Source organism: Mycobacterium sp. 3-98 (genome assembly GCF_035918355.1).
Lineage (GTDB): Bacteria > Actinomycetota > Actinomycetes > Mycobacteriales > Mycobacteriaceae > Mycobacterium > Mycobacterium intracellulare.
The window spans coordinates 4835957-4847220 of record NZ_CP142360.1 but is presented as its reverse complement, the minus strand read 5'-3'; the positions used below and the strand labels follow the sequence as shown (position 1 = coordinate 4847220).

Genomic DNA, 11264 nt, shown 5'->3' with positions numbered 1-11264 from the left:
CGCGAGCCTAGTAGGCTCCGTGGCTTGTCAGGACCGCTTTCACCGTCTTGGCGACGATCATCAGATCACCCGACATCGACCAGTTGTCGACGTAGGACAGATCCAGGCGCACCGACTCTTCCCAGGACAGGTCCGACCGGCCGCTCACCTGCCACAGCCCGCTGACGCCCGGCTTCACCAGCAAGCGCCTCTTGACCTCGCCGTCGTAGTTGTCGACTTCGCGGCGCAACGGGGGCCGGGGCCCGACGACGCTCATGTCCCCCTTGAGGACGTTGATGAATTGCGGGAGCTCATCGATGCTGTACCGGCGGAGAATTCTGCCGATGGGGGTGACCCGGGGGTCCTGGCGCATCTTGAACAGCATGCCGCCGGCGCCCTCGTTGACGGCGAGCAGGTGCTCGAGTTGAGTGTCCGCACCGTCGACCATCGTGCGGAACTTCAGCATCGTAAAGGGCTTTCCGTCGGTGCCGATGCGTTCCGACGGGTAGAAGACGGGGCCCTTGCTGGTCAGCTTGATGGCGATGGCAGCGGCGACCAGCACCGGTGCTGTGGCGACCAGCGCCGCCAGCGAGAACACGAAGTCGAAGGCCTGCTTCTGAAAGCGGTGCGCCCCTTCGTATTGCGGCTTGTCGACGTGCAGCAGCGGCAGCCCGCCGGTCAGGCGCAGGGTCAACCGCGCCTCGGTGACGTCCATGACGCCGGGCGACACCACCAGGTCGACGTCCAGGGTCTCCAGCTGCCACAGCAGCTCCCTGATCCCGTGCATCCCAAAGTGATCCGTTTGGGTCACCGCGACGGTGTCCGCGCCGCAGCTGCCGATCGCCGTCGCCACCTGGGTTTGGTCGCCCAGGATCGGGACCTGACGGCCGCCGATCGTCAGGGTGTTGCCGCGCGCCGGCCCGTAACCGGGGATGCAGACGCCGACCACGACGCACCCGGCCACCGGGTTACGGTCCAGTTCGTGTGCGAGGTGCGTGACCGATTGCCGGTCTCCGATCGCCAAGACGCGGGTCTGGCACTCACCCTGGACGCGCTTGTGGCAGATGTGCTTTCGCCACACGCTGCGGCTGGCCAGCAATCCCACGGTGCCGACGGGAAGCGCGATCGCCAGATAGCCGCGGGCCAGATCGACCTTGGCGAGCAACGTCACCATGGCGATGATCCCGAACGTCCAGAAGGAGGCGGTGCCGATCCGGCGGTACTCCTCGATCCCCGCGCCGATGATTCGCGTTGAGCGCGTTTGGAATATCGCGAGGGCCGACAGCCACAGCGCCGCGAACAGGAAGGAGAACAGCGTCATGGTCGGGTCCGAGTAACCCGAGGTGTTCGCGATCTCCCCGAAGCGGACGTACTGGGCGAGCATCACCGACGCGAAGACGATCACCGAGTCACTGATGCGCAGACCCTGCGAGTAGCGGTCCTGCCAGCGCTGTGCGGTATTCGCAGCAGCCGGAGCCGCGGCGGGGGCGATCACGGGCGGGCCCGCGGCCTCGCTGCGGTGCGACGCCGTCGTGCCCGCCGGCCAGGCCTTGAGCTGCCGCCAGCTGGGCGCCACGACATCCACTGTGTTGGGAACGATCACCGACTGACGCATGATGCCACCTGTTCGACTGGTGCCAATCTGGATTTGCGCGAGGGCCAGCTCGCGTCTTGCTCGGAGATGACGGTGACCGGTATCGGCCATGAGATTCCGAATTCGGGGTCGTCCCAGCGGATCCCCTGCTCGTCGGCCATCGCGTACTGGCCGCTGACGTGAAAGGTGACCTCGGTGTCGTCGACCTGCGTCTGGAAGCCATAAGCGACATACGGGGGCAAGAACAGCGTGCGTTGGTCGTCGGCGCTCAACTGCACCATCACGTGGTCGCCGTAGGTCAGCGAGTCGGGGCGGACGTCGACCGCGACGGCGGCGATGGCACCGCGCGTGCAACGGACCAGTTTCGCCTCGGCGTGCGGCGGCACCCGGCGGTACAGGCCACGCACGGTGCCGCGGGTGTAGTTGAAGTAGATATTCGTCTGCGCGACTTCGAAATCCAGCCCATGGTTGGCGAAGTCACGGGCGGAGAACGAACGTGAGGAGAACCCGCGATGGTCGTGGTTGAGTTCGAAGTCGATGATTGTCACCCCGGCGACCTTGGTGGGCGTGTACTTCACTTACCGCTCCTTCTCCTGCACCGGGCCTTTTAAAAAAACCTGTCCGCTCATGGCATGGCCTACGCGTATCCGGCGGACAGCGGGCGTGTCATCACGGTCGGGATCACGCCGTAACGTGGCCCGAGGTTCTTGCCCGAGGCGGCGGCGAGACGGGGCAGCGAGCCCATGACGCTGGGCGGCACGTTGGCGCCGGCGAGGTTGATCGCGGGTAGCGCCGACACGGCGCTGTGGGCGGCGGGAATCACGCTGGTCCAGCTCGCCGGCACCGCCAACGGACCCAGCATGGCCGCCTTGCCGAGGCTGCCGAAGATGCCGGATCCGAGCGATCCGATCGATCCGAGCGCTCCGGCACCCGAACTGGCCGCACTCGCGGCCCCCGAGGCAGCGGCCATGACGCCGTCGCCGGCGGCTTTTGCCAAGCCCTGCGCGGTCTGGGCTATGCCGAGGATGGAGGACATGCCGTAGAGGGGGGTCGCCGCCGCCGAGAATGCGCTGGGGATGGCGCCGGGGATGCCCGACGCGAGGCCGGTCATGATCGACGAATTGGCCGCATCGCCTGCGCCGGCCCCAGCGCCGGTAATGGCATCCCCGGCGCCAGAACTGGTATCGGTGACGACGTCGCTGAGGAGGGTGGTCCCGGTTTTCATCGGCGAGGACAGCTGGTGCAGCGAGTTGGGCACCTTGGACACCACATTCGCCAGGTTCGCCTGCTCCGTCTCCGAGGTGGCCTTCCCGACCGCGGCGGCCTGCTGGGCCACCCCACTCTCGTTCGTCACGTTCGGCGCCGGGGTGAACGGTGTCACCTCGCACGCGGCCGCCGAACCCGCGGCGTACGCATACATCGCCGCGGCGTCCTGCGCCCACATCTCGCCGTATTCGGCCTCGGTGGCCGCGATGGCGGCGGTGTTCTGCCCGAAGAAGTTGGTCGCAACCAGCGTCGCGAGCTGCGCCCGGTTGGCCGCGACCGCGGGCGGCGGGACGGTCATCGCGAAGGCGGCCTCGAAAACCTCCACGGCGAGTCTGGCTTGACCGGCCGTCTCCGCGGCTCGCGCTCCGGCGCCGGCCATCCACGCCATGTATGGCGCGTACGCCGACGCCATGGTCAGCGACGACGGGCCCAGCCAGCGTCCGGTGGTCAACCCGGCGATCACCGAGCGGTAGCAACTCGCCGCGGCGTGCAGTTCGGCGGCCAAAGCGTCCCAGGCCACCGCCGCGGCCATCAGCGAGAAGGGGCCGGGACCGGCGTACATCCGCGCGGAATTGACCTCCGGGGGAAGCGCTCCGAAATCGATCACTTGACGGCCTTCCCGTCAGCGGATCGCGTCGCGGATCCGGCGAAAGCGCTCACGTCGCATGCCTCGAGACCAATAAAGCCGCCAAGTTCATACCCCAAGTATGGAAATAGGCCCGTTCGAGGGCTACGGGTCATTGGCCCCTCGCTAAAGGCCGTTAGTCCCCGGTCGCGCACGCTTTTGGGGCCCAGGGCCGACGAGGGCGTGCGCGCGGCGTCCATGCCCCCTCCCACCACGCGGCCCGAATAAGGCGTGGTGAGAGGGGACATGTGCGTTCTCCTTCGTGCGATACGGACGGTCGAGGCGGTCCGCGGGTCAAATCAGACTGACGTACGCACAATAGCGTATAAAACATACTATAGGTTTGACAACACGCTGTGACATAAACCTCAAGTATTTACAGGAGCGTCAACCGGGACAGCCGTATGACTGCTAACCTCAGAAGTGGGCTAGAAATCTTGAGCGGCGTGTTCGCTCTCAATCTGTGAAGAACCGAGGTGTGTGTGCCCTGCTTGAGCAAGGCGTCGGTCGACGCAAGGGTGGGCGATGCCGCCCGCGGCGTCAGCCTCGATGCCACGGCTTGCCGCACGGTCCCGGCCGCCAAGAACTGATTTCTCGATTGCGATGACGACACATTCGACTGACGGACGCGCCGACGCGACCCGGCAACAGATTCTGCGGGCCGCGTCGCACCAGTTCGCCCGTAGGCCCTACCACGACGTCGGGCTCGACGACATTCTCGCCGAGGCCGAACTGACCAAGGGCGCAATGTATTTCCACTTCAAGTCGAAGCACGCGCTGGCGGTCGCGATCATCGAAAGCCAGGTCGAGGACGGCGCGGCCGGCGTGCGTGACCTGCTGACGCGCGGGCTCTCGGGCCTCGAGACGCTCATCGACTTCTCGTATCTGATCGCCATCCGGGACATCAAGATTGACCTCGTCAGGTCGGGACTGAACCTGATGGAGTCGGTCGGCCTGCCCGACGGGATGCAGGAAAAGTTGTTCGACCGCTGGATCAAAAACCTGGGCAAAGTCGCCGAGCAGGCCATGGCCGAGGGCGACATCAATGAACAATGCGACCCGCAGGACATCGGCCGCATGATGGTGTCCCTGCACATGGGACTGCGAAAGACCAGCAACCTGGACGACCCGGAACGGTTCCTGGGCGACTTGGAAAAGTGCTGGTCCTTGCTGCTCACCGGGATACTTCAACCGGACCGAATCGACTACTTCCGCCAATTCCTCAGGCGGCGTGCGACGCTCGCCATCAACACCAGTTCCACCGATGACGACGCGCAGTAAAAGCGACGGGCGAGCGATCTGCGGATCCGACGAGACTGCAAAGGTACAGCGGTAATGCCGCGCCAGGTTCGGTCTGAAGCCACTCGGCAAAAAATCCTCGACGCCGCGATCGAAGTGTTCGGCGAGGTCGGGTATGCGGCCGCCGGGTGGAGCACGATCATCGAGCGGACGGGCATGACCAAAGGCGCCCTCTATCACCACTTTGATTCGAAAGAATCGTTGGCCTCGAACATCATCGAGGAAGGGTCCGACGCGATCCTCAGCGCGTACCGAAATGTCTGCAAGTCGTCGTCGCCGGGGCTGGAAAACATTGTGCACGGCTCATTCACGATCGTCGACGTGTTGGGCTCCGACAAAATGGCCCGGGCGGCCGCGCAATTGGCCACGGCATTAAGCGGATTCAACGGTGCCGCCTCGCGCTTCTACGCCAACTTGGTGCTGGAGACGGCCCAGGAGGCGCGCCGCGCGGCCAAGGAAGGCGACCTTCGGAGCGACATCGACCCCGACGTGCTCAGCGCGTCGATCGTGGGCGCCATATCCGGGACGCGGTTGATCGCGACCGCGATATCCAGCCACGGCAGGATCGGGGACGTCACCGGTGACCCCTTCGCGCGGTTGCATCAGCTATGGGAACTCCTGCTGCCCGGCGTTGTCGCGGAAGCGTCGCTGCCCTACTTCCAGCAATTTCTGCGCCGCGAAGTGATGCGCCATACCGCCGCCGACGCTTCGGACGACGACGCCGCCGGGGAAACCGAAGCCGATTAGCTTTCGGTGAGAGCCGTTGCGGGACACGTTTTCGCGTTCGCCGCAACGGCGTTTCCGTTATTGGGGTTGAAGCGCTTTCAACAATGCATACTGTTCCGGTGATGTTCCGGAAAGCTCTCGGCCGTGCAATTGCACTCGCCGGTGTCGTCGGTTTCCTGGTGATAAATGCTCCGGCGGCGTCGTGGGGTACGCCCGCCGATCCGGTCACCGCGACGGACTCGACGACGACGCTGACGCTGGCGGACCTCGGGTCTTCCTCCACCCTGGAGTTCTGGGGCCTGACCAACAACGTGCCGCTGACTCTGCCGGTGCTGCACGGGCTGACCCCGACAGCTCTGAACGCGACCGTCGAACTGCCGATCAATCTGCGGTCGGGGTTGATCACCGTGACGCAAGGCGATCGCACCATCGCTCGGGTGAACCTACCGACCACCGATCAAGCCCCGATCGTCATTCCGCTCACCGGAGCGGAGGTCATCGACAACTTTCTGAGCGTGACGGTGCGTACGTACCTGGTGCCGCTGGACGGATTTTGCTTGTACCCGGAAAGCCCGCTTCGGCTCGCCAACGGAACGGTCACCTACACCGGGGCCGAGCTGCCGCCCACCACCGTGGCTCATTTCTTGCCGCCGGTGCTGCGAAAGCTGACCATCTATCTGCCGCAATCGCCGTCAACTGCCGAGTCCGACACGGCAATCCGACTGGCCACCTCCACGGCGTCGCATTACGGCAAACAGGCTCCCGAGATCGTCGTGGTTCCGCTACAGGAAGGACAGGCGGCGCCGCCGACGCCGCCGGCGCCGCTGGAACGCCAGGTCGTCGTCAAAGAGGGCCCGGATAACGGCCTTTCGCTGCAGGGCGCGACCGGTGTGCCGTGGCTTCTCGTCTCCGGGCCGCTGGGCCAAACGGACGAATCGAACACGGCCGTGCTGTTCAGCGACCTGTCGGAGCTGGCGTTTTCCTCAAGGGCCGCGGTGGAATCGCTGAAGCCCAAGGTGCAACTACCCGCAGACACCGCCACGCTCCGCGAACTGGGGCGCCCCTTCATCAACGCGACTTCCCTGCAACCGCGGGTGTCGATCGGAGTGGACCAGACCCGATTTGGCAGGTCGATCCGCGGGGTGCGCGTGCATCTGCTGGGTTCCTATACGCCGACGCCGAACAACATCGCCGGCCGGATTGCCGTCACGATCGGTCCCGAGACCATCGATCACTGGCCCACCGATGGGCAGGGCAGCATCGACCGCTGGATCGACGTGCCGGATCGGCTGCTGCAGCGCTACACCAACATCGAATTGGTGCTCGACGTCGCGAGCAACGTCGGGCATTGCGGCGACTTTTACACCGCCGGGCCGGGCAACCAGTTATTGACGTTGAACATCAACGGCGACAGCACCATTCAGAGCAGTGGCGCCGCGCCGCCGACCCCGGACGGCCTTCAGTCGGTGCCGCAGACACTGATGCCCCGCGTGCAGGTGGGCATCGCGGAGCACTCGTTGATCGACACGGTGCGCGCGCTCGACATCCTGGTGGGTCTGCAGCGAATGAGCGCGTTACCGATCGACACCACCGTCACCGGCGTCAAGCAAGCGGTGGATTCCTCGAATCCCGCACTGCTGATTTCCGCCGACGGCTGGAATCAGTCCGACGTGACGCTCCCCGTGGCCGCCGGGCCCAGCGGGCCGATCACCGTCAACGCCGTCGGGTCCGGCGACAAGCCCACCAAGCTCACGCTGGACCCGATGCTGCGATTCGCCTCTCTCCAAACGGTTTTCAACCGCGGGCGCACACTGCTGATCGCGACGTCCAACGGGGCGCCCGGACAGCTTGACGAGCTGATCCGGTGGCTCAAGGGCGACGACAACAAGCACTGGCAGCGACTCAAAGGCGTTGCGGTGGTGTCTGTACCCGGACAAGAACCGGTGACCGTCGATCATCCGCCATTGCCGGCCGGCGCGGCCGCCGCGGGATCCGGAAGCCATTCGGATCTCGACTGGCTATGGTGGTTCGGCGCGGGTTGGGTCGCCGTGGCCATCGTCGGGGCAGGGGTGATCCTGTGGCGCGTCAGGCGCGAATCATGGCGGCGCCGATAGTGTTTGACTCCGCTTGCGCGCCGATAGCGATTGACTCCGCTTCGCGCCGCTGAGGGCACCCGCTAGCGCGCTTCCTCCCAGAGCTGCTCGGTCAGGTCCTGGAACGCGGCGAGGGCGAACTGGTCATCCACCCGTCGCACCGCGGACTTGCTCATCATGGCGCGCACGACCGAGCCGTCCTTGTGTGCCAGCTCGACGACCATGTTCGCGAGAGCATGGACGGTCGCCAGCAGCGATTCCGACGCCGGGGCCTGATGGAAGATCTGTTCGAACCGCAGCGACAGCGTTTCCTCCGGCTCGTAACCCATCATGTCGGCAAACGCGGTGTTGGCGAACAAAATACTGCCGTCGTCGCCGATGGCCAGCACCGGAACCGGGATCCGCTCCAGCACCACCAGTGCGGGCAGCTCCTTCAAGGTCGTCATCGGCGATTGGCTCTGTTGCCGGTTCTGGCGTCGTTCCACAGCCCGATTATGGGCTATAGCAGAGGATATGTTGGGGGCTTTCCCCGAAAGGGATTCGGCGGCGTGGTTGAAGTCGCTTGATCCGCAACCGAATTGTTCGGCTCTTTGAACGCTCACGTCGCCGGGGCGGCGGCGTCGCAGAACCCGCTGATCAGGATGTCGACGCGGGCGCCGTGGTGGTTCGGACGTAGCCGGCCGCTGCGGTCGAGGGTGACCAGCCCGTGCAGGGCCGCCCACAGCACCTCCGTCAGCGTGTCGGCATCCCGGGCGCCCGCGACCATGTCCACCGCGGTGCGCAGCTCGGCGAAGGCCGCCGTCAGCTCGGCGGGGGTTTCCGCGGCGGCGAACGGCAGCGTTGTCGCGCGGGTGAACATCGCATCGAAGAGCGCGGGGTTGTCACGAGCGAACGCGACGAAGGCGTGGGCGACCCGCGCCAGAGCGTCCCGGCCGTCGGTGGCGCCGCGGCGCGCGGTGCGCAGCGCGTCCGCGAGTTCGCCGAATCCCTCGACCGCCACCGATGCGGTGATGTCCTCCATGCCCGAGAAGTGTTTGTAGAGCACCGGCTGGCTGTATTCGATCTCGGCGGACAGCCGCCGGGTGGTGACGGCGTCCCAGCCCTCTTCCTCGGCCAGCTTGCGCGCGGTGGCGGTGATCAGGCGGCGCCGGGCGGCGCGTTCGCGTGCCCGGCGGTCTTCGATGGCCATCCACTCATGCTAGCGCCGATATAGAAGCTAGCGACGCTATTGACACGATCGGCTCATAGGGTTAGCATCGCTAACACCTGCAGACGAGGAGTGCGCATCATGATCGCCACGATGTTCGCGGTCATCGCGGTGCTGGGTACCGCGGTGGTCTACGGCACCGACGTGTTCTGCGCGGTGGTGCAGCGGCCCGCGCTGGCCCGCGTCGACGACCGCGCCATGCTCGCGGTGATGGGCAACATCCATCGCTACGGAGACCGCCGGATGCCGGTGCCCGGGGTCCTCGGCCTGGTGGCTGCGGCGCTCAGCGCGGTATTCGCCGCGGTGTCCGGCCACTGGACGCAAGCCGGTGCCGCCGGCGCCTCCGTCGGCATGCTGCTGGTGTGGCTGTTGCTCTACCTACGAGTGAGCGCGCCGATCAACCACCAACTCATCGCCGCGGTCGATCGGCCCGAGCTGTCGACGAATGTTCGAGCGCTGCAACGTAACTGGGACAAGGCGATCACTACCAGGGCCACCCTGCAGGGCCTGGCGGTCGCCGGATTGTGCCTGGCGCTAGTGATCTGAACTCCGAAGGGATATCGAGACAATGACCATGGGCAAGAACATCGGGCGGCTGTTGATGCGCGCGGCACCAGTGTTGAACAAACCGGTCGCGGCTATGGCGGCCTCGCCGCGCTTCGGCGCCGGCCTCAGGCGCAGCATCACGCTCGTCACCTACACGGGTCGACGTTCCGGGCGCACGTTTTCGATTCCGGTGGCTTACCGCCGCCGCGGCGACGGTATCGAGATCGCCGCCAACATGCCCGAAGCCAAGACGTGGTGGCGCAACTTTGTCGGCGATGGCGCCCCGATGTCGCTGACGCTCGACGGCGCCGAACGGACCGGACATGCGATCGCACACCGGGACGCCAACGGGCGCGTCACCGTCCGCGTTCGCCTCGCCTAGTCGTTCTGGTAGCGGGGGAACACGCCCGTCGGGGGCGGCAGCACCGTGCCGGGAGTCAGCCGCGCGCCGAGGGCGGCAAATGTTCGCTCGTCTTGCGCCTGCCCCAGCAGATCGAGCAGCGTGCCGGCCGATTCGGGCATGACGGGCTGGACCAGCAGCGCCGCGATGCGAACCGCCTCGCAGGTGACGTACAAGACCGTGCGGAACCGCTGCTGATCGGCCTCCGACTCGCTCTTGCGCAAGACCCACGGCTGCTGCGCCGAAAAGTATCTGTTGGCCTCGCCGAGCATCAGCCAGATCGCTTCCAGCGCCAGGTGCATCGCCTGTGATTCGAAGCTGGCCCGCAGCCGCTCCAACAGGCCGTCGGCCGTCGCCAGCAGTTCGGTGTCGGCGGCGGTGAACTCACCGGGTTCGGGCAGCACGCCGCCCAGGTTCTTGGCGATCATCGACAGCGACCGCTGGGCCAGGTTGCCCAGTTCGTTGGCCAGGTCGGTGTTGATCCGGGTGATGATGGCCGCTTCGCTGAAGCTGCCGTCCTGGCCGAACGGGACCTCCCGCAACAGGAAATAGCGCACCTGGTCCACGCCGAACTCCTCGATCAGGGCGACCGGGTCGACGACGTTGCCCACCGACTTGCTCATCTTCTCGCCGCGGTTGAGCAGGAAGCCGTGCGCGAAAACCCTTCGCGGCAACTCGATTCCGGCCGACATCAGAAACGCCGGCCAGTACACGGTGTGAAACCGGATGATGTCCTTACCGATCATGTGCAGGTCGGCCGGCCAGTAGCGGCGGAACATCTCCGAGTCGGTGTCCGGGTAGCCCACCCCGGTCAGGTAGTTGGTCAGCGCGTCGACCCAGACGTACATCACGTGGTCGGGATGCTCGGGCACCTGCACGCCCCAGTCGAACGAGGTGCGCGAGATGGACAGGTCGCGCAAGCCGCCCGCCACGAAACTGACGACCTCGTTGCGGCGCACCTCGGGCGCGATGAAGTCCGGGTTCGCCTCGTAGTGGGCCAGCAGCTTGTCGGCATACGCCGAGAGCCGGAAGAAGTAGGTCTGTTCCTCGGTCCAGGTCACCGGGGCGCCGGTTTCCACCGCCACCCGGGTCCCGTCGTCGAGGAGTCTGGTTTCCGATTCGACGAAAAACCGTTCGTCGCGCACCGAGTACCAGCCCGAGTAGGTGTCCAGGTAGATGTCGCCGGCGGCGGCCATCCGGCGCCAGATCGCTTTGGACGCCTCGTGGTGGTCGGGGTCGGTGGTCCGAATGAAGCGGTCGAAGGAGATGTTCAACCGCTCCTGCAGGCGCTGGAAGACATCCGAGTTGCGCCGGGCCAGCTCGGCCGTGCCGATGCCCTCGGCGGCCGCCGTCTCGACCATCTTGAGGCCGTGCTCGTCGGTGCCGGTCAGAAACCGCACGTCGAACCCGTCGAGCCGCTTGAACCGGGCGATCGCGTCGGCCGCGACGTATTCGTACGCGTGCCCGATGTGCGGATCGCCGTTCGGATAGGTGATTGCGGTGGTGACGTAATACGGCCTCATCGCAGT

At 66.0% G+C, this 11264-nt stretch carries 11 protein-coding genes; 5 read left to right on the top strand and 6 right to left on the bottom strand.

The genetic code is table 11. The features are described from left to right. Positions 1 to 7: 7 nt before the first annotated feature. The 3 genes from QGN30_RS22625 to QGN30_RS22615 are packed head-to-tail and all read right to left on the bottom strand — an operon-like array spanning position 8 to position 3446. Positions 8 to 1594 (bottom strand): sugar transferase, encoded by a 1587-nt coding sequence (locus QGN30_RS22625; protein WP_014379318.1) that lies wholly within the window; start codon positions 1592 to 1594, stop codon positions 8 to 10. Further along, positions 1579 to 2151 (bottom strand): dTDP-4-dehydrorhamnose 3,5-epimerase family protein, encoded by a 573-nt coding sequence (locus tag QGN30_RS22620; protein WP_008254170.1) that lies wholly within the window; start codon positions 2149 to 2151, stop codon positions 1579 to 1581. Before QGN30_RS22620 ends, QGN30_RS22625 begins: the two co-directional genes overlap by 16 nt. 59 nt (positions 2152 to 2210) lie before the next feature. Continuing rightward, positions 2211 to 3446, bottom strand: a complete 1236-nt coding sequence (locus QGN30_RS22615; protein WP_014379319.1) for a PPE family protein — start codon at positions 3444 to 3446, stop codon at positions 2211 to 2213. A 621-nt stretch (positions 3447 to 4067) separates the two neighbouring features. On the opposite strand from QGN30_RS22615, the gene QGN30_RS22610 reads away from it, so the two are divergent. From QGN30_RS22610 to QGN30_RS22600, 3 genes are all read left to right on the top strand, one after another. Next, positions 4068 to 4745 carry a TetR/AcrR family transcriptional regulator gene (locus QGN30_RS22610; protein ID WP_038535196.1) on the top strand — a complete coding sequence of 226 codons (678 nt, stop codon included), beginning with the start codon at positions 4068 to 4070 and terminating at the stop codon, positions 4743 to 4745. A gap of 54 nt (positions 4746 to 4799) precedes the next feature. Next, a complete protein-coding gene (locus QGN30_RS22605) occupies positions 4800 to 5510 on the top strand; it encodes a TetR/AcrR family transcriptional regulator (RefSeq protein WP_009954292.1) in 711 nt (236 codons plus the stop codon). An 83-nt stretch (positions 5511 to 5593) separates the two neighbouring features. Next, positions 5594 to 7603 (top strand): hypothetical protein, encoded by a 2010-nt coding sequence (locus tag QGN30_RS22600; protein ID WP_225330748.1) that lies wholly within the window; start codon positions 5594 to 5596, stop codon positions 7601 to 7603. A gap of 62 nt (positions 7604 to 7665) precedes the next feature. On the opposite strand, the gene QGN30_RS22595 is transcribed toward QGN30_RS22600, so the two are convergent. After that, positions 7666 to 8028: a PAS domain S-box protein gene (locus tag QGN30_RS22595; protein ID WP_008254177.1), complete on the bottom strand. Its 363-nt coding sequence runs from the start codon at positions 8026 to 8028 to the stop codon at positions 7666 to 7668. Positions 8029 to 8180: 152 nt separating this feature from the next. After that, positions 8181 to 8771 carry a TetR/AcrR family transcriptional regulator gene (locus tag QGN30_RS22590; protein WP_009954289.1) on the bottom strand — a complete coding sequence of 197 codons (591 nt, stop codon included), beginning with the start codon at positions 8769 to 8771 and terminating at the stop codon, positions 8181 to 8183. 90 nt (positions 8772 to 8861) lie between these two features. Here QGN30_RS22590 and QGN30_RS22585 point away from each other — a divergent pair, with 90 nt between their 5' ends. Together QGN30_RS22585 and QGN30_RS22580 are read left to right on the top strand one after the other, a co-directional pair. Next, positions 8862 to 9335 (top strand): DUF1772 domain-containing protein, encoded by a 474-nt coding sequence (locus QGN30_RS22585; RefSeq protein ID WP_225330747.1) that lies wholly within the window; start codon positions 8862 to 8864, stop codon positions 9333 to 9335. Between the two features lie 22 nt (positions 9336 to 9357). Further along, positions 9358 to 9717 carry a nitroreductase/quinone reductase family protein gene (locus QGN30_RS22580; RefSeq protein ID WP_225330746.1) on the top strand — a complete coding sequence of 120 codons (360 nt, stop codon included), beginning with the start codon at positions 9358 to 9360 and terminating at the stop codon, positions 9715 to 9717. Here QGN30_RS22580 and metG read toward each other — a convergent pair. After that, on the bottom strand, positions 9714 to 11258 hold the full coding sequence (metG, locus tag QGN30_RS22575) for a methionine--tRNA ligase (RefSeq protein ID WP_225330745.1): 1545 nt from the start codon (positions 11256 to 11258) through the stop codon (positions 9714 to 9716). The two genes, QGN30_RS22580 and metG, sit on opposite strands and share 4 nt — an antisense overlap. Positions 11259 to 11264 lie beyond the last annotated feature (6 nt).